The following is a 23,646-nucleotide window of genomic DNA, read 5'->3' as shown; positions in this document are numbered from 1 at the left end:
TGCGGGTAACGAGAGGCTAGACAATGAAAACGAGCTGCGTGGCCCTCAGAAATATCAAAAAACAGTCTCGGCAATCGGCCAGTACCAACTGGCCGAATTCGTACGTTAAGCGTTCATCACTTCCCGAATATCGGCAGCCAATTCCCTTACACGCTCTTCCTCGGTATCCCACGCACACATGAAGCGCGCACCGCCTTTGCCGATGAAGGTGTAGAAACGCCAGCCCTTGGCAGTCAGCGCTGCAATCGCGGGCTCGGAGAGTTGCAGGAACACGCCGTTGGCCTGTACCGGGAACATCAATTCCACGCCGGGAATATCCGCCACCAAGCTGCTTAGCAATTGCGCGCAATGGTTGGCGTGGCGTGCATGCTTGAGCCAGGCGTCATTTTCCAGCAGGCCCACCCATGGCGCAGAAAGAAAGCGCATTTTCGACGCCAACTGACCGGCCTGTTTGCAGCGATAGTCGAAGTCTTCAGCCAGTTTGTGATTGAAGAACAGGATGGCTTCACCTACCGCCATGCCGTTTTTGGTGCCGCCAAAGCACAGCACGTCGACGCCGGCTTTCCAGGTCAGGTCGGCCGGTGAGCAACCCAGGAATGCACAGGCATTGGCGAAGCGTGCGCCGTCCATGTGCAGGTTCAGGCCCAGTTCCTTGCAGGTGGCGCTGATGGCGCGGATTTCTTCCGGGGTGTACACGCTGCCGACTTCGGTGGCTTGGGTCAGGGTGACTACGCGGGGTTTGGGGTAGTGAATGTCCTGGCGCTTGAGGGCGATCTCACGGATCGACTCCGGGGTCAGCTTGCCGTTTTCGGTGCGGGCAACCAACAATTTGGAGCCGTTGGAGAAAAACTCCGGCGCGCCGCATTCGTCGGTCTCGACGTGGGCAGTTTCCGAGCAAATCACGCTATGGTAGCTCTGGCACAACGATGACAGCGCCAGGGAGTTGGCAGCTGTACCGTTGAAGGCGAAGAACACCTCGCAGTCGGTCTCGAACAGATTGCGGAAACCGTCGGCGGCGCGGTGGGTCCATTCATCATCGCCGTAGGCACGTTGATGGCCCTGGTTGGCTTGTTCCATGGCGGCCCAGGCTTCCGGGCAGATGCCGGAATAGTTGTCGCTGGCAAATTGTTGGCTCTTGTCGGTCATGGCCCGTTCCTGTGGTCGATGTTGGTGCGCACTTTACCCAAGATTGCCGGGGGCACGCACGCACTGTAAATGCAAAGTCGTTGGGGAATTATGCACGGTACTGAAACCTTGCCTGTCGGACCTGTCCGAGATGGCGCTTTGGATCTGCTCAAGTGGCTGGCGCTGTTGAGTATGGTGCTCGATCATTTGCGCTATGTGGGGCTGAGCCTGGATGGGCTATATGTGCCGGGGCGCCTGGCGTTTCCATGGTTTTGCCTGGCGATTGCGGCCAATTTGCACCGTGTCCGTTACGCCCCAGTGACGGGCCATTGGCGCTACCTGGGTTGGTTGCTGCTGTTCAGCGTGATCAGCGAAGTGCCTTATCGGATGTTCATCGAAGATGCCGATACCTTGAACGTGTTGCCGACCCTGGCGCTGGGCATGCTGGTTGCCCGAGGTTGGCAGCAAAAGGCGTTGGTTGATCGAGGATTGGCGCTGATCGCCGTCACAATGGCGGCCGTGTTTTCACACCAGTTGATGTTCGGTTTCTTTGGTGTATTGCTGCCACTGGCGTTATTGCTGGTGTTTCGCCGGCCCTGGTATTTCAGCGTGCTGCCGGGTTTAGTCTGCGTCGCCGCCAATCAGTGGCAGATTCTGCTCAATAGCGGCACGCTTGTGGCGCTGTTGGGTTTGGCTGCATGTCTGATTGCGCCGCTGGCAGGATTGGTCTTATTGCGACATGGCAAAAACGCCAAACCCCCCGCCATGCGCCGCTGGGCCTATGCCCTGTATCCCATGCATTTTCTTCTGTTGCTACTCGTTCGCAAGCTCATTGCCTAGCCCTTGTAGGAGCGAGCTTGCTCGCGAAAAACGTCAACAATAACGCGGGCTGCCTGATTGAACGCGGCGCCCTCAGGTTTTTCGCGAGCAAGCTCGCTCCTACAGTTTGTAGGCACCCAGTTAGCATTTGCTCAGGCCATGTCGTAAACGCACCTTTGCGTGGCGTGCGCAGGCATTTGGCCCGCACGCGCCAGCCCTACCATCGCATCAAAGGGCCCTGCGAGGGCCTCAACAATACGAAAGGCTGGGAGAGACGCGATGTTCAGCAAACAAGACCAGATCCAGGGATATGACGACGCACTGCTGGCGGCGATGAATGCCGAGGAGCAGCGCCAGGAAGATCATATCGAGCTGATCGCGTCGGAGAACTACACCAGCAAGCGCGTAATGGAAGCTCAAGGCAGTGGCCTTACCAACAAATACGCCGAAGGCTACCCGGGTAAGCGCTACTACGGCGGCTGCGAGCATGTGGACAAGGTCGAAGCCCTGGCCATCGAGCGCGCCAAGCGGCTGTTCGGTGCCGATTACGCCAACGTGCAACCGCACTCCGGTTCCTCCGCCAACGGCGCCGTGTACCTGGCGCTGATCAATGCCGGCGACACCATTCTGGGCATGAGCCTGGCCCACGGCGGTCACCTGACCCACGGCGCCAAAGTGTCGTCCTCGGGCAAGCTGTATAACGCGGTGCAGTACGGCATCAACACCGACACCGGCCTGATCGACTACGACGAAGTCGAGCGCCTGGCAGTCGAGCACAAGCCGAAGATGGTGGTGGCAGGTTTCTCGGCCTACTCCAAGACTCTGGATTTTCCACGCTTTCGTCAGATCGCCGACAAGGTAGGCGCGCTGCTGTTCGTCGACATGGCCCACGTCGCCGGCCTGGTTGCCGCCGGCCTGTACCCGAACCCGCTGCCTTACGCCGACGTGGTCACCACCACCACCCACAAGACCCTGCGCGGTCCACGGGGCGGTTTGATCCTGGCCAAGGCCAACGAAGAAATCGAAAAGAAACTCAACGCTGCGGTATTTCCCGGCGCCCAGGGCGGCCCACTGATGCACGTGATCGCCGGCAAGGCCGTGTGTTTCAAGGAAGCGCTGGAGCCTGGCTTCAAGGCTTACCAGCAACAAGTGATCGATAACGCCCAGGCCATGGCCGAAGTGTTCATCAAGCGTGGCTACGATGTGGTCTCCGGCGGCACCGACAACCACCTGTTCCTGGTCAGCCTGATCCGCCAGGGCCTCACCGGCAAAGAGGCGGACGCCGCCTTGGGTCGCGCCCACATCACCGTCAACAAGAACGCGGTGCCGAATGACCCGCAGTCGCCGTTCGTGACCTCGGGCCTGCGCATCGGTACCCCGGCGGTGACCACCCGTGGCTTCAAAGTGCCGCAGTGCGTCGAGCTGGCCGGCTGGATCTGCGACATCCTCGACAACCTCGGCGACGCCGACGTCGAGGCCAACGTGGCCAAGCACGTGTCTGCCCTGTGCGCTGATTTCCCGGTTTATCGCTGAGCGCGGTTTTGGAGTAATGACTATGCAACGCTACTCAGGCTTCGGCCTCTTCAAGCACTCCCTCAGCCATCACGAAAACTGGCAGAAGATGTGGCGCACGCCGACCCCTAAAAAGGTCTACGACGTGGTCATCGTCGGCGGCGGCGGGCATGGTCTGGCGACCGCCTACTACCTGGCCAAGGAACACGGCATCACCAACGTGGCGGTGGTCGAGAAAGGCTGGCTGGGCGGCGGTAACACCGCGCGCAACACCACCATCGTGCGTTCCAACTACCTGTGGGACGAGTCGGCGCACCTGTACGAACACGCCATGAAACTCTGGGAAGGTTTGTCCCAGGACCTGAACTACAACGTGATGTTCTCCCAGCGTGGCGTGTACAACCTGTGCCACACCCTGCAGGACATCCGTGATTCCGAGCGCCGAGTGAGCGCCAACCGCCTCAACGGTGTGGACGGCGAGCTGCTGAATGCCCAGCAAGTGGCCGACGAGATTCCGTATCTGGATTGCTCCAAGAACACCCGCTACCCGGTGCTCGGCGCCACCGTGCAACGCCGCGGCGGCGTAGCCCGTCACGATGCCGTGGCCTGGGGCTTTGCCCGTGCTGCCGATGCCTTGGGCGTGGACCTGATCCAGCAGACCGAAGTGATCGGGTTCCGCAAGGAAAACGGCGTATGCATCGGTGTGGAAACCAACAAGGGCTTTATCGGCGCCAAGCGCGTCGGTGTGGTGACTGCCGGTAACTCCGGGCACATGGCTTCGCTGGCGGGCTTCCGCCTGCCGATCGAATCCCACCCGCTGCAAGCCCTGGTGTCGGAGCCGATCAAGCCGATTATCGACAGCGTGATCATGTCCAACGCCGTGCACGGTTACATCAGCCAATCCGACAAGGGCGACCTGGTGATCGGCGCCGGTATCGACGGCTACAACGGTTACGGCCAGCGCGGTTCGTACCCGGTGATCGAGCACACCATCCAGGCTATCGTCGAGATGTTCCCGGTGCTGTCGCGGGTGCGCATGAACCGCCAGTGGGGCGGCATCGTCGACACCACGCCGGATGCCTGCCCGATCATCTCTAAGACCCCGGTACCGAACATGTTCTTCAACTGCGGTTGGGGTACGGGCGGCTTCAAGGCCACCCCAGGCTCAGGCAACGTATTTGCCGCCAGCCTGGCCAAGGGTGAAATGCACCCGCTGGCCGCACCTTTTTCCATCGACCGTTTCCACAACGGTGCGCTGATCGACGAACACGGCGCTGCGGCCGTCGCCCACTAACAGGAGAAATTCCCTATGTTGCATATCTTCTGTCCTCACTGTGGCGAACTGCGCTCCGAAGAGGAATTCCACGCGTCCGGCCAAGCGCACATCCCGCGCCCGCTGGACCCGAATGCCTGCACCGACGAGCAGTGGGGCGACTACATGTTCTTTCGCGATAACCCGCGCGGCCTGCACCACGAACTGTGGATCCACGCCGCCGGTTGCCGTCAGTATTTCAACGCCACCCGCGACACTGTGACCTACGAAATTCTTGAAACCTACAAGATCGGTGAGAAGCCTCAGTTCACCGCCAAGGCCTCTGGAGAGAAGGTATGAGCCAGATCAATCGCCTGTCCAACGGTGGCCGCATCGACCGTAATAAGGTCCTGACGTTTACGTTCAACGGTCAGAGCTACAAAGGCTTTGAAGGCGACACCCTGGCCGCAGCCCTGCTGGCCAACGGCGTCGACATCATTGGTCGCAGCTTCAAATATTCGCGCCCACGGGGCATCTTCGCCGCGGGCGCCGAAGAGCCGAACGCGGTGCTGCAGATCGGCGCCACCGAAGCCACGCAGATCCCCAACGTGCGCGCCACCCAACAGGCGCTGTACCAAGGCTTGGTTGCTACCAGCACCAACGGCTGGCCGAGCGTGAACAACGACATGATGGGGATTCTCGGCAAGGTCGGCGGCAAGCTGATGCCGCCGGGTTTCTACTACAAAACCTTCATGTACCCGCAATCGTTCTGGATGACCTACGAGAAGTACATCCGCAAGGCGGCGGGCCTTGGCCGTTCGCCCACCGAGAACGACCCGGACACCTACGACAACTTCAACCGTCATTGCGACGTGCTGGTCGTGGGCGCGGGCCCCGCTGGTCTCGCCGCAGCATTGGCCGCTGCGCGCAGCGGTGCTCGGGTGATCATCGCCGACGAGCAGGAAGAATTTGGTGGTTCGCTGCTCGATTCCCGTGAAAGCCTCGATGGCAAGCCGGCCACTGAATGGGTTGCCAGCGTCATTGCCGAATTGAAAGCCCTGCCAGACGTGGTGCTGCTGCCCCGCGCCACCGTCAACGGTTACCACGACCATAACTTTCTGACCATTCACGAGCGTCTCACCGACCATCTCGGTGACCGTGCGCCGATTGGCGTGGTGCGTCAGCGCATCCACCGCGTACGTGCCAAGCGTGTGGTGTTGGCCACCGGTGCGTGCGAGCGTCCGCTGGTGTATGGGAACAACGATGTGCCGGGCAATATGCTCGCGGGTGCGGTGTCTACCTACGTGCGTCGCTACGGCGTGGCACCGGGTAAAAAGCTGCTGCTGTCGACCAACAACGATCATGCCTACCGCGTTGCGCTGGATTGGTTCGATGCGGGCCTCACCGTTGTTGCGGTGGCCGATGCGCGCCACAACCCACGCGGGGCTCTGGTTGAAGAAGCTCGCGCCAAAGGTATTCGCATCCTCACCGGCAGCGCCGTGATCGAGGCCCGTGGCAGTAAGCACGTAACCGGCGCCCGCGTGGCTGCCATCGACGTCAAGGCGCATAAAGTGACCAGCCCCGGCGAATGGCTGGACTGCGACCTGGTCGCCAGCTCCGGCGGTTACAGCCCGGTGGTGCACCTGGCTTCGCACCTGGGCGGCAAGCCGACCTGGCGTGAAGATATTCTCGGGTTTGTACCCGGTGAAGCACCGCAAAAACGCGTGTGCGTGGGCGGTATCAACGGTGTCTACGGCCTTGGCGATTCCCTCGCTGATGGCTTTGAAGGCGGCGTGCGTGCGGCCAGCGAAGCCGGTTTTGCCCCGGTTGAAGGCACGCTGCCAAAAGCCTTGAGCCGTCTTGAAGAACCCACCCTGGCGCTGTTCCAGGTGCCCCACGAAAAAGCTACCGCACGGGCGCCAAAGCAGTTTGTCGACCTGCAAAACGACGTGACCGCCGCCGCCATCGAACTGGCCACCCGCGAAGGTTTCGAGTCGGTGGAGCACGTCAAACGCTACACCGCGCTGGGCTTCGGCACTGACCAGGGCAAGCTGGGTAACGTCAACGGCCTGGCCATCGCCGCCCGTTCGTTGAACGTGACCATCCCGCAGATGGGCACCACCATGTTCCGTCCCAACTACACGCCGGTGACGTTCGGCGCCGTAGCGGGCCGTCACTGTGGGCATATCTTCGAGCCGGTACGCTACACCGCGCTGCAGGCCTGGCACGTGAAGAACGGCGCCGAGTTTGAAGACGTCGGCCAGTGGAAACGCCCGTGGTATTTCCCGCGTAACGGTGAAGACCTGCACGCCGCAGTGAAGCGCGAATGCCTGGCCGTGCGTGATAGCGTCGGCCTGCTGGACGCGTCCACCCTCGGCAAGATCGACATTCAGGGCCCGGATGCCCGCGAGTTCCTCAACCGCATCTACACCAACGCCTGGACCAAGCTCGACGTGGGCAAGGCGCGCTACGGCCTGATGTGCAAGGAAGATGGCATGGTCTTCGACGACGGCGTGACGGCCTGTCTGGCCGACAACCACTTCCTGATGACCACCACCACCGGCGGCGCCGCCCGCGTGCTGCAATGGCTGGAAATCTATCAGCAGACCGAATGGCCGGACCTCAAGGTGTACTTCACCTCGGTCACCGACCATTGGGCAACCATGACCCTGTCGGGCCCCAACAGCCGCAAGCTGCTCAGTGAAGTCACCGACATCGACCTGGACAAGGACGGTTTCCCGTTCATGACCTGGAAGGAAGGCCTGGTGGGCGGCGTGCCGGCGCGGGTGTTCCGTATCTCGTTTACCGGTGAGCTGTCGTACGAAGTCAACGTGCAGGCCGACTACGCCATGGGCGTGCTGGAAAAGATCGTCGAGGCCGGCAAAAAGTACAACCTGACCCCGTACGGCACCGAGACCATGCACGTACTGCGGGCCGAGAAGGGCTTCATCATCGTCGGGCAAGACACCGACGGCTCTATGACCCCGGACGACCTGAACATGGGCTGGTGCGTTGGCCGTACCAAGCCGTTCTCGTGGATCGGCTGGCGCGGGATGAACCGTGAAGACTGCGTGCGTGAAGAGCGCAAGCAGTTGGTGGGGCTCAAGCCGATCGACCCGAACGTGTGGCTGCCGGAAGGCGCGCAGTTGGTGTTCGATCCGAAGCAGACGATTCCGATGAAGATGGTGGGTCACGTTACCTCAAGTTATGCGCATAACTCCCTGGGCTATTCGTTTGCCATGGGTGTGGTGAAGGGCGGCTTGAAGCGCATCTGTCAGCGGGTGTTCTCGCCGCAAGCGGATGGCAGCGTGATCGAGGCCGAGATTGTGTCTTCGGTGTTCTTTGATCCCAAAGGTGATCGGCAGAACATCTGATAGACCGAGGCGCCTGCATCGCAGGCAAGCCAGCTCCCACACGTGGAATGCATTCCCCTGTGGGAGTCGGGCTTGCCCGCGATGAGGCCAGAACAGTCACCACAGAATTGAGACAGGTGCTCTATGACAGCAGCCAATGTTTACCAACAACGCCCCACCACCGGCGCCAAGGCCGAGTCGTCGCTGCACCATGCCGACCTTGCCAGCCTGGTCGGCAAGGGCCGCAAGAATGCCGGCGTGACCGTGCGTGAAAAGAAACTCCTCGGCCACCTCACTATCCGTGGCGATGGCCACGACGCCGCCTTCGCCGCCGGCGTACACAAGGCCGTCGGTATCGAACTGCCCGGCCCGCTGAGTGTGGTCTTCAAAGGTGAAACCAGCCTTCAGTGGCTCGGCCCGGATGAGTGGCTGTTGATCGTGCCGAGCGGTGAAGAGTTTGCCGCCGAGCAAAACCTGCGCGCCGCCTTGGGCGACTTGCATATCCAGATCGTCAACGTCAGCGGCGGCCAGCAGATTCTTGAACTGAGCGGCCCGAATGTGCGCGATGTGCTGATGAAGTCCACCAGCTACGACGTACACCCCAACAACTTTCCGGTCGGCAAAGCCGTGGGTACGGTGTTCGCCAAGTCGCAACTGGTGATCCGTCATACGGCTGAAGACACCTGGGAACTGCTGATCCGTCGCAGCTTCTCGGATTACTGGTGGTTGTGGTTGCAGGATGCCTCGGCCGAATTCGGTTTGAGCGTTCAAGCCTGAGGAATCGCCCATGAGCCGCGCACCCGATACATGGATTTTGACCGCCGACTGCCCCAGCGTGCTCGGCACGGTGGACGCGGTCACCCGCTACCTGTTTGAGCAAGGCTGCTACGTCACCGAGCACCATTCGTTTGATGACCGCCTCTCGGGACGGTTTTTCATTCGTGTTGAGTTCCGTCAGCCTGACGGCTTTGACGAGCAGGCGTTCCGCGATGGCTTGGCCACCCGTGGTGAAGCCTTTGGCATGATCTTCGAACTGACGGCGCCGAACTACCGGCCCAAAGTGGTGATCATGGTCTCCAAGGCCGATCACTGCCTCAACGACCTGCTGTATCGCCAGCGCATCGGCCAGTTGTCGATGGATGTAGTCGCGGTGGTTTCCAACCATCCCGATCTGAAACCCTTGGCCGACTGGCACCAGATTCCCTACTACCATTTCCCGCTCGACCCCAACGACAAACCGTCCCAGGAGCGCCAGGTGTGGCAAGTGGTGGAAGACACCGGCGCCGAACTGGTGATCCTTGCGCGCTACATGCAGGTGCTGTCACCGGAGCTGTGTCGCAAGCTCGATGGCAAGGCCATCAATATTCATCACTCGTTGCTGCCGGGGTTTAAAGGCGCCAAGCCGTATCACCAGGCGTACAACAAGGGCGTGAAACTGGTGGGCGCCACGGCGCATTACATCAACAACGATCTGGATGAAGGGCCGATCATCGCCCAGGGCGTGGAAGTGGTGGATCACAGCCACTATCCCGAAGATTTGATTGCCAAGGGGCGGGATATCGAAGGGCTCACATTGGCGCGGGCGGTGGGGTATCACATCGAGCGGCGGGTGTTCTTGAACGCCAATCGCACCGTCGTTCTTTAGATCACTATCGCAGGCAAGCCAGCTCCCATTCCTGGATGTGTGAACCCGATCCACTGTGGGAGCTGGCTTGCCTGCGATGAGGCCCTTACAAGCAACACAAGAAACAGCATCTGTACCCGAGCACTTAACGCGCTGCCCCAAGGGCAACGCAGTTCCATAAAAACAACAGCGAGGTGAAAGCATGTCTGGTAATCGTGGTGTCGTGTATCTCGGCAACGGCAAGGTCGAAGTACAGAAAATCGACTATCCCAAAATGCAGGACCCCCGTGGCAGGAAGATTGAGCACGGCGTCATCCTGCGCGTGGTCTCCACCAACATCTGCGGCTCCGACCAACACATGGTGCGCGGCCGTACCACGGCCCAGACCGGCCTGGTGCTGGGGCATGAAATCACCGGTGAAGTGATCGAGAAGGGCAGCGACGTCGAGAACCTGAAAATCGGCGACCTGGTGTCCGTGCCCTTCAACGTCGCCTGTGGCCGCTGCCGCTCGTGCAAAGAGCAACACACCGGCGTATGCCTGACCGTCAACCCTGCCCGTGCCGGCGGCGCCTACGGCTACGTGGACATGGGCGACTGGACTGGCGGCCAGGCCGAGTACGTGTTGGTGCCGTATGCCGACTTCAACCTGCTGAAACTGCCGGACCGTGACAAGGCCATGGAGAAGATCCGTGACCTGACCTGCCTTTCCGACATCCTGCCCACTGGCTACCACGGCGCTGTTACTGCCGGCGTCGGCCCAGGCAGCACTGTCTACATCGCCGGTGCCGGCCCGGTGGGTCTGGCGGCTGCCGCCTCCGCTCGCTTGCTGGGTGCCGCGGTGGTGATCATCGGCGACGTCAACTCGATCCGTCTGGCCCACGCCAAGGCCCAGGGTTTTGAAGTGGTCGACCTGTCCACCGACACCCCGCTGCACGAACAGATCGCCGCGCTATTGGGCGAGCCCGAAGTGGACTGCGCCGTTGACTGCGTGGGCTTCGAAGCACGCGGCCACGGCCACGACGGCGTCAAGGCCGAAGCCCCGGCCACCGTGCTCAACTCGCTGATGGGCGTGGTACGTGTGGCAGGCAAGATCGGTATCCCAGGCCTGTATGTGACCGAAGATCCAGGTGCTGTCGATGCCGCCGCGAAAATGGGCAGCCTGAGCATTCGTTTTGGTCTGGGCTGGGCCAAATCCCACAGCTTCCACACCGGGCAGACGCCAGTGATGAAGTACAACCGCCAACTGATGCAGGCGATCATGTGGGACCGTATCAACATCGCTGAGATCGTCGGCGTGCAGGTGATCAGCCTGGATGATGCGCCACGTGGCTATGGCGAGTTCGATGCGGGTGTGCCGAAGAAGTTTGTGATTGACCCGCATAAGTTGTTCAGTGCGGCGTAAAGGCAAAGCAAACAAAAGGGCGACCCGCGGGTCGCCCTTTGTTTAACAAAGACGCGCATCATTTTCGCGATGAGCTGCCAAGGCTCACCTGTCCGGGTGCAAGACCAAAAACTTCTACGCCCTCGGCGTTGGCATGGCCCACCTCTACGATCCGGCGTTCAATCGGCTGGCCCTCGCCTTTACGGTAAATCACGACCATTTCACTGCCTTCCTGGCTTATCGCTTCGGGCGCCACGATGATGGCCTGTTCATTGTGGTAGGTCGTGATGTTCAGGCGTGCGCTCATACCGGGACGGATACGCTTGGCCTGTCCAGGCGTCAATGCCGCCACGCTCAGTGTGACGGGAAACAGTGCACTGTCGCCGGGGTCATCGCTGGGCAAGGCCAGGTTGCCGACCGCTTGCACATGGCCAAGCAGCGGCTCGCCGAGAAATCCATCACCCAGGATTTCAACGCGCTGTCCCGGTTGCAGCTGGTTGATATCCAGCTCGGATGCCGTAGTGACGATCTTCAGTGTTTCGGTATTGGCCAAACCCAGCAGAGCCTGATTCTGACTGACCCTTGAGCCGGTCTGTACGAGAGGCGTTACTCCGGCCCCTTGTGCGGCATTTACAGGAACAATAACGCCGGTGAACGGTGCTACCACGACTTGTTTGGCAATCAACTGTTGCAGCTGTTCGTACCTCACCGTGGCATTGGTCAGCTCCATTTCGGCAATCTGCCGAGCCTGGCCTTTCCCTTCGTCTAATAACGCGTTCAGCTCGTTTTGAGCGCTGCTGCGTTCAAGTCGTTGCAACTTCGTTTGCTGCTCCAGTTCGTCAAGTTCGTTGCGCGCAATAATGCCGCGTTCGAACAGATGGCGGTTTTCTCGTAGCCTGCCTTCCAGGTTGCTCAGTGAGATGTCGGCGGTGCGTAACGCACGACGCGCTCGTGTGACTTGAGTGCCGTTTTCCCAATTGTTCAACTCGTGCACGGTTCGTTGGGCTTTGAGTTGCCCGGACAGGGCTTCGCGTAACTGCAGCTCGATCAGCGTAGGGTCCATGCTCAGAAGCGCTTGGCCTTTCTGTACCCACTGGCCCTGTTCGGCTTCGAGGGACTGGATAACGCCTTCGAATGGTGCGTTGAGCACGATGGTTTGGATAGGCTCGAATTTTCCGACCAGGCCGATATGTTGCGTCATTGGCTTGGTTTGCACGCCCACCCATTGCGGTGCGGGGGGCGGCGCAATCGCAACTTTTTTCACGATCAATGCAGCGCCAATCAACGCTATCAGCGTCATCGAACCTATGCGCCAATAGTGCGAGTGACAGGCCTTTTCAGTGTGGGCCTTCAAGTGCAATCTCCCATTTTTCCAAAGTCATGCCGAGGGTTTCGTCCAATTGCGTCTGGGCGTTCAGATAAGCGATGAGTGCGTTGATACGTGCATTTTCCGCATCGCGCAGATCGTTTTCGAAACTGATGATTTGAAAATTGCTGGAGCGCCCGACGCTGAGTTTTTCGCGCTCGATGTCCAGCTTGCGCGTTGACAGTTCGTTGGCACGCAGGGCGATTTCATATTGACGCCAGCGGGTGCCAAGTTCGCGCACTACGTTGCTGACGTTGCGTTCCAATTCTTGACGGGCGTCGGCGATTAGCAACTGCTGTTGTTCTACATTGATACGCGCACGTGTCTGCGCTTGGCGGGTGCTGATGTCGCCAATGGGGATTTCCAACTGAAGGCCGGTATAGCTTTCCCAGCGCCGAGCAGAGCCGGTGCCTGGGTGCTCACGCACCTGACTGGCACCCGCCACCAGAGAGAGGTCCCAGCGAGCGGCATCCTTGGCGAGGATCATGTCCAACGCGGCCTGCTGGCCATTGAGCAATGTGGAGAGGTACTGAGGTTGCTGAGCTTGCGCCAGGTGTATGGCTTGTGGCAGATCGACCTCCAGTGGAGTTGCCTGTAAGGCCTCGGTGGCCTGAATGTTCGTGGACAAATCCAGTGCCAGCAGGCGCAGCAGGGCGAGGCGTTGAATATCCAGCTGGTTTTGCGCTTCTTCGACACTCAGTTCCTGGACGGCGATGTCAGCTTCGGTCTGCACGATTTCAAATTGAGCCATGCGCCCGGCGTTGATCAGTGCTTTGTTTACCGTCAACAAGGCCCGCGCCCTTTGAAGCGACGCCTGGACGATGCCCAGTTGCTCCTGAGCCCTGATCAGCTCCCGATAGGTTGTGATGATGGTGGAGACCGTTTGAGAAATATTCGCCTTGAGGTTCAGGCGGTTGGCTTGCTCTGACAGTCTTGCGAGCCGCAGGGGGGCGGTGGTGACATCCGGGCCGGATCCGCGCAATAACGGTTGGATTATTTCCAGGTTTATCCCGTCGCTGCGCAGGTGGCCCACCTGCTCGGAATGGTTGAGCTGCTGGGTCCATCCCACGTTCAAGCGCGTGCCGTACCGTCCGAGCAACGTAGCCGTGGGGGTAAGTGCGAGTTGACGAGCTTGGTCTTCGCTGCTTCTGATGTTTGTGTATTCACTCTTGAGCAAGAGTTTTGGCTTGAACGCGTCCTCAGCCACGCGCAGGTCGAATTTTTGGCCCTCCCTTTGCAAGTAAGCGCTGCGTATTTCACGGTTGTTGCGCAGGCCAAGGTAAAGGGCATCCGCCAGACTCATGCCGATAGTCTGCTCGCTTAACAGCGAGGAGGCTTTGGCATTCTGGACACACAAGAAAAACGCTGCGGTCAGCACCAGGTATCTACTCGTCTTCACGCAGCGCTTCCACAGGTTGTAGCCGCGAGGCGGAAAGGGCGGGGTAAAGCCCAAAAAACATACCGACTACTATCGCGCTGCCAATGCCCAATGGCACCGACATTGGCGACAGCGCGAAGCTCCATCCCGATACACGGGCATAAATGAGGGCCAAGCCGACGCCCAGGATGGCTCCGGTCAGTGCTCCCAAGGTGGTCAAGGTCAGTGCTTCGATCATGAACAGGTTGCGGATATCGCGGGGACGAGCGCCCATGGCCATGCGCAAACCGATTTCTCGACGCCGTTGCGCGATGCTCATCAGCATGACGTTCATCACCCCGACACCACTGGTGATAAGCGAAATGCCAGCGAGGGCGGCTAGCAGATAGGTGAAGGTTCGATTCTGTCGGGACAGGCCGTCGATGATCTGCTGGGGGACCAGAACGTCGATGTCCTGGCCGGGAAATAGCTGTCTTAATCCGTGTTTGAAGTCGGACGCCACGCTACCAATAGGACGCGCGCCCGGAGCACGTGCGAAAACGTGGGTGACTGGCGCCCAAGCTTGTAGTCGGCTGACACCTTGCAGTGGAATAAACATGGAGGTGTTGGGGTCGAACGGAGCAATCGCCGACGCAAACCGTGGATGCAGAACGCCTATGACTTGGAACAGTGCATGTTGCACTCGTAGTGTGTCGCCTATGCGCACCGGCGTGCCAGCGCTGGAGAGTTCATCGGCGAGCTGGCGGCCTATCACTGCATGAGTGGCTTGGTCATCGAATTCGCTCAGAAAACGCCCTTCATGCACTTCCAAGCCCAACGCCTGTTTCAGTGGGGGCGTTGAGCCGATCAGTTGGATAGAAATGTCGCGCCCCTTGAACGTCACTGAGTTGCCCATCAGGGCAACGGGTGCAATGTTCACTAAATCAGGGACTTTATTGCGCAGTTGAGTAATGCCTGCGGGCAGCGGCGAGGTTTGCCTCGTATCTGCGGCATTTGAAACCTGTGCAACTAGTGTATCGACACCCATTCCCTGGAAGATTGCAGCGGCTTCTTCGGCGGCGTTGTGACCGATATTGATGAGGGCGACCACCGAGCAGCTCCCCATGACGACGCCGAGAAGGGTGAGCACTGCGCGTTTGCCCAAGGTCCGCAGGTTTGTTCTGACGTCATGTATCAGGTCGCGAAAAGTTTGGCTCCCGCCGCTCATCAGTTCTGACACGGTTCGTGCTCACGCAGGGTGCGGTCCTGAACGAAAATTTGTCTGTCCAGGCGCGCGGCGATGTCTAAATCATGGGTGACGACAATCAGCGTGACGCGGTGCTCACGATTGATTGCCAGCAACAATTCCAGAATGTCGTTTGCCGTGCGGCTGTCCAGATTGCCAGTGGGCTCGTCCGCGAGAATCAGGGAAGGCTCCCCCACGAGAGCTCGCGCAATTGCGACTCGCTGTCGTTGGCCGCCAGACAGATCGGCGGGGAGGTGATGTGCCCGGTGGCTGAGGCCGACCTGGTCGAGTCTGTGCATGGCACGCTGCAGGGCTACTCGCCGGCCAAGGCCACGGTAGGAGAGAGGCAAGGCGACGTTGTCCAGTGCGCTGAGGCGTGGCATCAGGTTGAAGTTCTGGTAGATGAAGCCTAGGTGTCGGTTGCGTAACACGGCCAGTTGATCCGGTGTCGCCTTGGATGTGTCGTGTCCGTAAAACTCATACCGCCCTTCATCAGCCCGGTCCAAGAGGCCGAGTATGTTAAGTAATGTGCTCTTACCTGAGCCCGAAGTGCCAAGCACGGCACAGTGGTCACCTGCGTTTATCTGCAAGTTTATGTTCTCAAGAATTGAGATGGGCTGTTTGGTAAGTTGATAATGCTTGCACACGCCCTGCAGCGAGAGGGCGAGCGGGGGGGCAGGGATCACGAGCATTTGAAGTTCAGGATGTTCGATAAAGGAGGCGGGATGGCGACAAGGTATTTGACTGTTCGCATGCAAACAAAAAACCGTGTGCGAGTTGTCTTTTCATTTGGCTAGGTGCCTGACGCCGGTGCTTTTGTAAATGCAAGAGCACCAGCGGCGAACAATCAGCGGCTTAGATCGAGATAAAGCATCTAGGGTCGGACCCGGACTTATCAAATATCATCTCAATTTCCGCACTTCGCAAACCGAAGTTATAGTTGGCCATTTTCAAATCATGCCATTGCCTATCCTGCTTCATGGCATCTGCTGACTTTGTCACGCGGGTTCCATTTCGGCTGACGGTCTTGATATTGACATTGGCTTTGCTTCTGTCGGTGTGCCCGTCGGTTTTCACAATTCGGTACCTGTCTACGCGCACGTAATGTATGGTACTTCCGCTACCGGCAATAACGCCTTGAACGTAGCCGACAAACTTCCCAGTGCTGCATGAATGAGAAAATGCTGATTCAGTGACAGCTTGATTTGAGAAAGAGTTTCCAATCGGATTAGTGATGTTGCCGATAACGCTCGCTAACCCGCTCGCACTTGCAACGGCCGGAAGGCCGAACAGCGCAATTGCAAGTAGTCCGGGTTTTAAGAAGGGTTTAAACATGTCGTTCTCCGAAAAATTCATTGCTGTTTTCGGCACTTCGTGAGGGGCCTGGCCCGTGGCTTGGTTGTTTTTAGAACGGGTTGGCTGCAGTCTGATAGTTTTCTATTGTTAGTTAAGTAGGACTTGTCTGAGGTTTGCTATTTCCAGCAAACCCGCTTCTACAGGTTCTTTGGAAACTGCCAGTTGATGCGCAAGCAAACAAAGGGCGACCTTCGAGTCGCCCTTTGCATCACTTAAGCGCCGTCAACCGCAAATAGGGATCGGCCACCTCACCGTTTTTTATCAAACGTTTTCCACCGTAATCACAGTGCACCTTACCGTCGCGCACGTTGATGGCTTCTGCCTGCAGTGCGTATTCCGGGTCCAGAAAATCATCGTTGGTCCCGGCGGTTTGCCCCGTCCATGTTTTGCCTTGGGTTTGGGCTGAATACTGATAGCCCTCGCCATAGGGCGGCGGCAGGTCGGGGTCTGTGTAGGGTTTTGAATGGATGTCGCTGACGGCAGGGCATTGGCCCGTGTCGACGGCCGCGTTGCGGGCTGGCAGGTTGTAGGCGGTGACTAGGGAAAAGAGATTAGGTACCCATCCGATCATCGTTATAACTCCTTGTCCACGAGGTAGTCCTCCCTGCTCTGCGTTGGGAGGCCGATCTGGGTGGGGCGTTACACGGGTTAGGTTCCTTGGAAGCTGCTACAGCAGGTTACGGGACATGCAACGGGTCGGCCGGTGAGTCTGCAAATGAGACCATCTCTGGGAGCAGGCTCGCCCGCGAAGGCGATGTGTCAGTCACTGCATTATCGCTTTCGCAGGCAAGCCAGCTCCCACATTTGATCTTTGTTGCTTTGAACATTGCGTTCGCTTGACGGGTCGGCATCAGGGCAAGCCTACTCCCACCTTTGAATCGAATGTCAGCCGGTGATTAGCGAGTGGCCAGGGCACCCTGGTAGACCGTCGGCCCTGTCGGTTGCTTGCTCACCGAGCCACCCTTGGTTTCCGAACTCACCATCAACTCTACCGGCTTGCTGATGCTTTCCTGCTGGCGCGGATTCAGGCCGATGATGCCTTTGCCATCCTCCGGCAGCAGGCCAAGGGACACCGGTGTGCCGTCTTTGGGAATCGCCCAGAGTTCAAGGCTTTGGTCCGGTGCCGGCGCCGTGGAGGCAATCGGCTGCACTTCCAGGTAATCCTTGTGGGCCATGATTTGTGCGGCTGGCTGCTGGGTCGTGGTCACCAATGTCGCCGCGGATTTGACGCTGTCCTGGGTGTAGAGCGCGCCGCCGATACCGGCAACCACTACCACGCAGGCGCCGATGAACAGGCGAGGGCGGCTCCAGAACGCAGGCTTGTGCTCAATCACTGGGGGTTGGATCGCAGTCATAAGTCTCTTCTCGACAAATTTTGTAGTCAGTTCATGGACCCGCTTATCCCCGATGGGTTCCTCAGGGGCTCCGGAACAACCGACGGGATACCCAGTCCAACGCCTGCGTTTACCCCTATACCCAGAGGTTGTTTCGATGAAGATTTCACGCGGTTTTGCCCTGTCCTGCCTGTTGACCGTGGCCGCCGGCCCGGTGTTCGCCGCAGGTTTCAGCCTTGGCGATGCAGCCAATGCCATTTCCGGCATGCAGGGTGGCAACAACAAGGCTGCTGCCGCCGCGCCTACGTCAGAGACGGCTGACTTGTTGACGGCCCTGACCTCGCAACTGAACATCACCCCCGAGCAAGCAGTGGGCGGCACGGGCGCCATGCTGGGCCTGGCCAAGAACAAACTGAGCGGCAATGACTTCTCGCAGCTGAGTAACAGTGTGCCGGGCCTCGACAAGCTGTCGGGTGATAACGCATTGGGCAGCCTCGGTGCCTTGAGCGGGATGCTCGGCCAAACCGGTGGCAGCAAGACCAGCGGCCTGGACGGCCTGTTGGGCAACGTGAAAAGCACCAATGACTTGAACACCGCCTTCAGCGCATTGGGCATGGACAGCGGCATGGTCGGCCAGTTTGCCCCGGTGATCCTGAAATACCTGGGCGGCGAGGGGGCCAGCAGTTCCGTGCTGGGCAAATTGGCTCAGGCCTGGGGTACCGGCAGCTAAGGCTCTTGGCGCAGTTGTTCGATGCGCGCATCCTTTTCCATCCAGAGCTGGTTGACCCAGTTCTGGACGGTCTGGCGAAACGCCGGATCGTTCTCGTAATCTCCTTGCCACAACGCCGGGTCCAGTTCGCGGGTACGGATATCCACGATCACCTTCGGCACTGCGCCGCTGATCAAGTCCCAGAACCCCGGAATCTTTTGCTGCGGATATACCACGGTCACGTCGAGGATCGCGTCCAGTTGTTCGCCCATCGCCGCCAGCACAAAGGCCACGCCGCCCGCCTTGGGCTTGAGCAATCGGGTAAACGGTGAAGCCTGCTGCTTGCGCTTGGCCTCGTTGAACCGCGTGCCCTCCAGGTAATTGACCACCGTGACCGGCTGGCGCTTGAACAGCTCGCAGGCCTCTTTGGTGATCTTCAAATCCTGCCCCGCCAGCTCCGGGTGCTTGGCCAGGAACGCCTTGGTGTAGCGTTTCATGAAGGGGTAATCCAGCGCCCACCAGGCCAGGCCGAGGAAGGGCACCCAGATCAGTTCTTTTTTCAGGAAGAACTTGAAGAACGGCGTGCGCCGGTTCAATGCCTGGATCAGCGCGGGAATATCGACCCAGGATTGGTGGTTGCTGATCACCAGGTAAGAGGTATCGCCGCGCAGGTCTTCGCCACCGCGAATATCCCATTGGGTGGGGATGCACGCGGCGAAGATCAGCTTGTCGATCTCGGCCCAGGTTTCGGCGATCCACATCACCGCCCATGAGGCATAGTCACGCGAGCGCCCTGGCGCCACCAGCTTGAGCAGGGCGAAGACCATCAAGGGGCCGATCAGGATCAGCGTGTTGACTAACAGCAGCAGTGTAACCAGACAGCCGGTGAGCAGGCGGCGCATAAGCAACTCTTGGAGTTCTGTGGGCGGGCCATGATAAGCAAGGTGAGTCTAGAGGCCAAATCGCAAATTGCCCGACGAATGTTTCACACTATGCGCGATATGCTCGGTCATCCAACTAAGTGCTGTGTTTGCGGTCTAGACTCCGCCCACTTCTTTCGAGGAAATCCTGCCGTGAAATTGCTCCTTGCCGCGTTCGCCCTGGTTGCTGTGCCTGTCATGGCCGCCGAACCGACCCTTTACGGTCGCTACGAATACATCCAGTTGCCGGAGATCGGCCAGACGTTCAAGGCAAAGATGGACACCGGCGCGCTGACCGCCTCGCTGTCGGCGCGCGACATCGAAACCTTTCAGCGCGACGGCGATGACTGGGTGCGCTTCCGCCTCGGCGGTGAAGACGCGGGTAATAAGGTCTATGAGCACAAGGTGTCGCGCATCAGCAAGATCAAGAGCCGCGCCGACGAAGATGATGACAAGGACGAAGCCAGTGTGGCCAAGCGCCCGGTGATCGATCTGGAGATGTGCCTGGGCGACGTCAAGCGCACCGTCGAGGTCAACCTCACCGACCGCAGCAGCTTCAACTACCCGCTGCTGATCGGCGCCAAGGCCCTGCGTGAATTTGGCGCTGCGGTAAACCCGGCACGTCGCTACACTGCCGACAAACCGGACTGCTGATTGAACCCATGCCGCACATCCTGATTGTCGAAGACGAAGCGGCGATAGCCGACACGCTGATCTTTGCCCTGCAAGGCGAAGGCTTCACCACCACCTGGCTGACGCTTGGCCAGGCGGCGCTGGAGCATCAGCGCCAGACCCCGGCCGACCTGGTCATCCTCGACATCGGCCTGCCGGACATCACCGGCTTTGAAACCTGCAAGCAATTGCGCCGCTTCAGCGAAGTGCCGGTGATGTTCCTCAGTGCCCGGGATGCGGAGATCGACCGGGTGGTAGGGCTGGAGATCGGTGCCGACGATTATGTGGTCAAGCCTTTCAGCCCGCGGGAAGTGGCGGCGAGGGTCAGGGCGATTCTCAAGCGGGTCGGCCCGGGTGTGGCACCAACCCTGTTCCAAGTGGATCTGGAACGCATGCAGATTCTTTATCGCGGCCAACCCTTGAGCCTCACGCGGCATGAGTTCCGCCTGCTGCAAAGTCTGCTGGACCAACCCGAGCGCGTGTTCAGCCGCGAGCAACTGCTGGACGCGGTGGGCGTACCCGTTGATGCCGGTTACGAGCGCAATATCGACAGCCATATCAAGAGTGTGCGCAGCAAGCTCAGGAGTGTGGCGGCGGATGCCGAGCCGATCCAGACCCATCGTGGCCTCGGTTATAGCTACAGCCCGAGCCATAGCTGATGCGCCTTGGACTGCGGATTTTCCTGGTGTATGCGCTGTTTATCGGCCTGACCGGCTACTTCGTGCTCAACACCGTGATGAAGGAAATCCGCCCCGGCGTGCGCCAGTCCACCGAAGAAACATTGGTGGACACCGCCAACCTGCTGGCTGAAATCCTGCGTGCAGACGTTAAAAACGGCACCCTCGGCCAGAGTCATTGGCCAGAGCTGCTCAAGGCCTATGGCAACCGTCAGCCGGGTGCGGTGATCTGGGGACTGCCGAAAAACCAGGTCAACCATCGCATCTACGTGACCGACGCCAAGGGCAGGGTATTGCTCGACTCCAGCGGTGAAGCGGTGGGCCAGGACTATTCGAAATGGAACGACGTGTACCTGACCCTGCGTGGCGAATACGGTGCGCGCTCCACCCGCAGCGATGCAGACGACCCCACCTCATCGGTGATGCACGTGGGGGCGCCGATTCGCGACAACGGGCAGATCATCGGCGTGGTCACCGTGGCCAAGCCCAACAGCTCGTTGCAACCCTACGTGGATCGTACCGAGCGGCGCCTGCTGTGGTACGGCGCCGGGCTGGTCACCCTGGGGCTGCTGCTGGGCGCGCTATTGTCGTGGTGGCTGACGGCGGCTCTCAGACGCCTTACCGCCTATGCCGAAGCCGTGAGCGAGGGCCGCCGCGCCGAGTTGCCGCATTATCGCGGCGGTGAGCTCAAGCAGTTATCCACCGCCGTGGAACACATGCGCACGCAGCTGGAAGGCAAGGCTTACGTAGAGCGCTACGTGCATACATTGACCCATGAATTGAAGAGCCCGCTGGCGGCGATTCGCGGTGCGGCGGAGCTGTTGCAGGGAGACATGAGCCGTGAGCAGCAGCAGCGGTTTGTCGGCAATATCGACAGCGAAAGCGCGCGCCTGCAACAGTTGATCGAACGCCTGTTGAACCTGGCCCAGGTGGAGCAGCGCCAGGGTCTGGAAGAGCAGTCGAGCATTCCTTTGGCCGCCCTGGTTGAGGATGTGCTCAAGGCTCAATGTGCACGGACCGAAGGCGCCGGCTTGCACGTCGAGCAGGCCATCGCCGCCGATGTGCGGGTGTTTGGCGAACCCTTCCTGCTACGCCAGGCCCTGGGTAACCTGCTCGACAATGCTCTGGATTTCACCCCACCCGGCGGCACGCTGAGGTTCAGCGCGCAGGTGCGGCATAACGAGGTGCAGGTCAGCCTGTTCAACCAGGCGGAGGCGATTCCCGATTACGCCTTGCCGCGCCTGAGCGAGCGTTTCTACTCGCTGCCGCGCCCGGCCAGCGGGCGCAAAAGTACGGGCCTGGGGCTCAACTTTGTCGAGGAGGTGATGAAGCTGCACGGCGGCTCGTTGCAGATCGGCAACGTACCGGGCGGCGTGCAAGCGGTGCTGCATCTCCACACAGTCTCCACATTGCCCACATAAAACCCCCATACCGACTGGGCAGACTCTCCCCATCAAAACAGGGAGAGACCCATGAACCGCAACCTGCTTTTCAAATTGGGCGCGATTGCGCTGCTGATCCTGCTGTTGCTGATTCCATTGTTGATGATCAACGGCATCATCAGCGACCGTCAGCAACTGCGCGACGGCGTACTGATGGACATTGCCCGCAGCTCAAGCTTTGCCCAGCGCCTCACCGGGCCGGTAATGGTGGTGCCGTTTCGCAAGACCGTGCGCGAGTGGAAGCTCAATGAAAAGCTCAACAAGCGCTACGAAGAAACCCGTGAAGAACGCGGCCGTCTGTATTTCCTGCCGGACCGGTTTGAGCTCGACGGCAAGGTGCAAACCGAACTGCGCTCACGGGGCATCTATCAGGCGCGGTTGTTCCACGCCGACAACCGTATCAGCGGGCGTTTCGACTTGCCTGCGCAGTTGGGGATCACCGAAGACTTCGCCGACTACCGCTTTGAACCAGCTTTTTTGGCGGTGGGCATCAGTGATATTCGGGGTATTGAAAACGCGCTGAAACTGGAGCTGGGTGACCAGCGGCTGGAGTTCTCGCCAGGCTCCCAAGTCGACTGGCTGGGTGAGGGCGTGCATGTGACGCTGCCGGCGCAGGACGGCAAGAAACCCGCCGTGCTGGAGTTCGCCTTCGACCTGCGCCTGCAAGGCACCGAGCAACTGCAAGTAGTGCCGGTGGGCAAGACCAGCCAGGTATCACTGGCGTCCAACTGGCCGCACCCGAGCTTTGTCGGCAACTTCCTGCCGGCTCAACGAGAGGTGAACGACCAGGGCTTCAGCGCCAATTGGCAGACGACATTCTTCTCCACCAACCTCGAACAAGCCCTGCAGAACTGCCTGGACGGGCAAGGCTGTGAAGACTTCAGCAACCGCAGCTTTGGGGTGAACTTCATCGACCCGGTAGACCAGTACCTCAAGAGCGATCGGGCGATCAAATATGCGCTGTTGTTTATCGCCCTGACCTTTGCCGGCTTCTTCCTCTTCGAGGTGCTCAAGAGTTTGGCGGTGCACCCGATCCAGTACGCCCTGGTGGGCGTGGCGCTGGCGTTCTTCTACCTGCTGCTGTTGTCGTTGTCCGAGCATCTGGGCTTTGCCCTGGCCTACCTGATATCCGCCAGCGCCTGTGTGGTGTTGATCGGCTTCTACGTATGCCATGTGCTGCGTAGCGTCGCCCACGGCGTGGGGTTTTCGGCCGGGCTGGCGGCGTTGTATGGCTTGCTGTACGGGTTGCTCAGTGCCGAGGATTACGCGCTGTTGATGGGCTCGTTGTTGCTGTTTGGCCTGCTGGGTACGGTGATGGTGCTGACGCGCAAACTGGATTGGTACGGGGTGGGTAAACGCAAGGTGGAGCAAGGGCAATGATCGGATTGCGCGAAGATCAGCAGATGAAAGCGAGGATGGTCGACTTCCTCACCAGCGCCACCTTTCACTGTAGGAGCGAGCTTGTTGTGGCGAGCAAGCTTGCTTGCGCTGGGGTGCGAAG

At 59.7% G+C, this 23,646-nt stretch carries 22 protein-coding genes; 13 read left to right on the top strand and 9 right to left on the bottom strand.

The window, feature by feature from the left end:
• Positions 1-105 precede the first annotated feature (105 nt).
• Complete coding sequence (locus JJD66_RS07675) at positions 106-1,146, bottom strand: threonine aldolase family protein (protein WP_003194862.1); 1,041 nt, start codon at positions 1,144-1,146, stop codon at positions 106-108.
• A 90-nt stretch (positions 1,147-1,236) separates the two neighbouring features.
• Here JJD66_RS07675 and JJD66_RS07670 point away from each other — a divergent pair, with 90 nt between their 5' ends.
• The 8 genes from JJD66_RS07670 (at position 1,237) to fdhA (ending at position 11,087) form a co-directional block, all read left to right on the top strand.
• The gene (locus tag JJD66_RS07670) at positions 1,237-1,965 is read left to right on the top strand and encodes a TraX family protein (RefSeq protein WP_200647903.1); all 729 of its coding nucleotides are present in this window, start codon (positions 1,237-1,239) and stop codon (positions 1,963-1,965) included.
• Positions 1,966-2,223: 258 nt separating this feature from the next.
• A complete protein-coding gene (locus JJD66_RS07665; RefSeq protein ID WP_200647902.1) occupies positions 2,224-3,477 on the top strand; it encodes a serine hydroxymethyltransferase in 1,254 nt (417 codons plus the stop codon).
• Between the two features lie 22 nt (positions 3,478-3,499).
• The gene (locus JJD66_RS07660) at positions 3,500-4,750 is read left to right on the top strand and encodes a sarcosine oxidase subunit beta (protein ID WP_003176546.1); all 1,251 of its coding nucleotides are present in this window, start codon (positions 3,500-3,502) and stop codon (positions 4,748-4,750) included.
• Between the two features lie 15 nt (positions 4,751-4,765).
• Positions 4,766-5,068, top strand: a complete 303-nt coding sequence (locus JJD66_RS07655) for a sarcosine oxidase subunit delta (RefSeq protein ID WP_003194855.1) — start codon at positions 4,766-4,768, stop codon at positions 5,066-5,068.
• Entirely contained in the window at positions 5,065-8,082 is a 3,018-nt protein-coding gene (locus tag JJD66_RS07650) for a sarcosine oxidase subunit alpha (RefSeq protein WP_200647901.1), read from the top strand. The genes JJD66_RS07655 and JJD66_RS07650 overlap by 4 nt, the downstream gene beginning before the upstream one ends.
• Positions 8,083-8,205: 123 nt before the next feature.
• Complete coding sequence (locus tag JJD66_RS07645) at positions 8,206-8,838, top strand: sarcosine oxidase subunit gamma (protein WP_003194852.1); 633 nt, start codon at positions 8,206-8,208, stop codon at positions 8,836-8,838.
• A 10-nt stretch (positions 8,839-8,848) separates the two neighbouring features.
• A complete protein-coding gene (gene purU, locus JJD66_RS07640; protein ID WP_005792124.1) occupies positions 8,849-9,706 on the top strand; it encodes a formyltetrahydrofolate deformylase in 858 nt (285 codons plus the stop codon).
• A gap of 181 nt (positions 9,707-9,887) precedes the next feature.
• Entirely contained in the window at positions 9,888-11,087 is a 1,200-nt protein-coding gene (gene fdhA, locus JJD66_RS07635; protein ID WP_014720230.1) for a formaldehyde dehydrogenase, glutathione-independent, read from the top strand.
• Between the two features lie 58 nt (positions 11,088-11,145).
• Here fdhA and JJD66_RS07630 read toward each other — a convergent pair whose 3' ends face one another.
• From JJD66_RS07630 to JJD66_RS07600, 7 genes are all read right to left on the bottom strand, one after another.
• Complete coding sequence (locus JJD66_RS07630) at positions 11,146-12,366, bottom strand: efflux RND transporter periplasmic adaptor subunit (RefSeq protein ID WP_198714420.1); 1,221 nt, start codon at positions 12,364-12,366, stop codon at positions 11,146-11,148.
• A 37-nt stretch (positions 12,367-12,403) separates the two neighbouring features.
• The gene (locus JJD66_RS07625; RefSeq protein ID WP_236264077.1) at positions 12,404-13,810 is read right to left on the bottom strand and encodes a TolC family protein; all 1,407 of its coding nucleotides are present in this window, start codon (positions 13,808-13,810) and stop codon (positions 12,404-12,406) included.
• A gap of 7 nt (positions 13,811-13,817) precedes the next feature.
• The gene (locus tag JJD66_RS07620; protein ID WP_200647950.1) at positions 13,818-15,017 is read right to left on the bottom strand and encodes an ABC transporter permease; all 1,200 of its coding nucleotides are present in this window, start codon (positions 15,015-15,017) and stop codon (positions 13,818-13,820) included.
• The gene (locus tag JJD66_RS07615; protein WP_198714419.1) at positions 15,017-15,727 is read right to left on the bottom strand and encodes an ABC transporter ATP-binding protein; all 711 of its coding nucleotides are present in this window, start codon (positions 15,725-15,727) and stop codon (positions 15,017-15,019) included. The genes JJD66_RS07620 and JJD66_RS07615 overlap by 1 nt, the downstream gene beginning before the upstream one ends.
• Positions 15,728-15,890: 163 nt before the next feature.
• Positions 15,891-16,370, bottom strand: coding sequence for a hypothetical protein (locus JJD66_RS07610; protein ID WP_198714418.1), 480 nt, complete (start codon positions 16,368-16,370; stop codon positions 15,891-15,893).
• Positions 16,371-16,599: 229 nt separating this feature from the next.
• Complete coding sequence (locus JJD66_RS07605) at positions 16,600-16,962, bottom strand: hypothetical protein (protein ID WP_034128871.1); 363 nt, start codon at positions 16,960-16,962, stop codon at positions 16,600-16,602.
• Positions 16,963-17,287: 325 nt separating this feature from the next.
• Complete coding sequence (locus JJD66_RS07600; protein ID WP_034128870.1) at positions 17,288-17,746, bottom strand: anti-sigma factor domain-containing protein; 459 nt, start codon at positions 17,744-17,746, stop codon at positions 17,288-17,290.
• A 136-nt stretch (positions 17,747-17,882) separates the two neighbouring features.
• Here JJD66_RS07600 and JJD66_RS07595 point away from each other — a divergent pair, with 136 nt between their 5' ends.
• The gene (locus tag JJD66_RS07595; protein ID WP_054920759.1) at positions 17,883-18,455 is read left to right on the top strand and encodes a DUF2780 domain-containing protein; all 573 of its coding nucleotides are present in this window, start codon (positions 17,883-17,885) and stop codon (positions 18,453-18,455) included.
• Here the strand turns inward: JJD66_RS07595 and JJD66_RS07590 are convergent.
• Positions 18,452-19,336, bottom strand: a complete 885-nt coding sequence (locus JJD66_RS07590; protein WP_105228780.1) for an acyltransferase — start codon at positions 19,334-19,336, stop codon at positions 18,452-18,454. The genes JJD66_RS07595 and JJD66_RS07590 overlap by 4 nt on opposite strands.
• 171 nt (positions 19,337-19,507) lie before the next feature.
• Between JJD66_RS07590 and rloA2 the strand changes: the two genes are divergently transcribed.
• Genes rloA2 through creD form a run of 4 tightly spaced genes read left to right on the top strand, consistent with a single transcriptional unit; the run spans position 19,508 to position 23,525 of the window.
• Positions 19,508-20,008 carry a retropepsin-like aspartic peptidase RloA2 gene (gene rloA2, locus JJD66_RS07585; RefSeq protein ID WP_014720226.1) on the top strand — a complete coding sequence of 167 codons (501 nt, stop codon included), beginning with the start codon at positions 19,508-19,510 and terminating at the stop codon, positions 20,006-20,008.
• A gap of 8 nt (positions 20,009-20,016) precedes the next feature.
• Complete coding sequence (gene creB, locus JJD66_RS07580) at positions 20,017-20,685, top strand: two-component system response regulator CreB (protein WP_200647900.1); 669 nt, start codon at positions 20,017-20,019, stop codon at positions 20,683-20,685.
• On the top strand, positions 20,685-22,124 hold the full coding sequence (gene creC, locus JJD66_RS07575; RefSeq protein WP_105228778.1) for a two-component system sensor histidine kinase CreC: 1,440 nt from the start codon (positions 20,685-20,687) through the stop codon (positions 22,122-22,124). Before creB ends, creC begins: the two co-directional genes overlap by 1 nt.
• A 51-nt stretch (positions 22,125-22,175) precedes the next feature.
• On the top strand, positions 22,176-23,525 hold the full coding sequence (creD, locus tag JJD66_RS07570; protein ID WP_200647899.1) for a cell envelope integrity protein CreD: 1,350 nt from the start codon (positions 22,176-22,178) through the stop codon (positions 23,523-23,525).
• Positions 23,526-23,646: the final 121 nt, after the last annotated feature.

The sequence above is a fragment of the Pseudomonas sp. MF6751 genome (genome assembly GCF_016613265.1).
GTDB classification, from domain to species: Bacteria; Pseudomonadota; Gammaproteobacteria; order Pseudomonadales; family Pseudomonadaceae; genus Aquipseudomonas; species Aquipseudomonas fluorescens_BV.
This window is presented reverse-complemented; position numbering and strand designations above follow the sequence as displayed.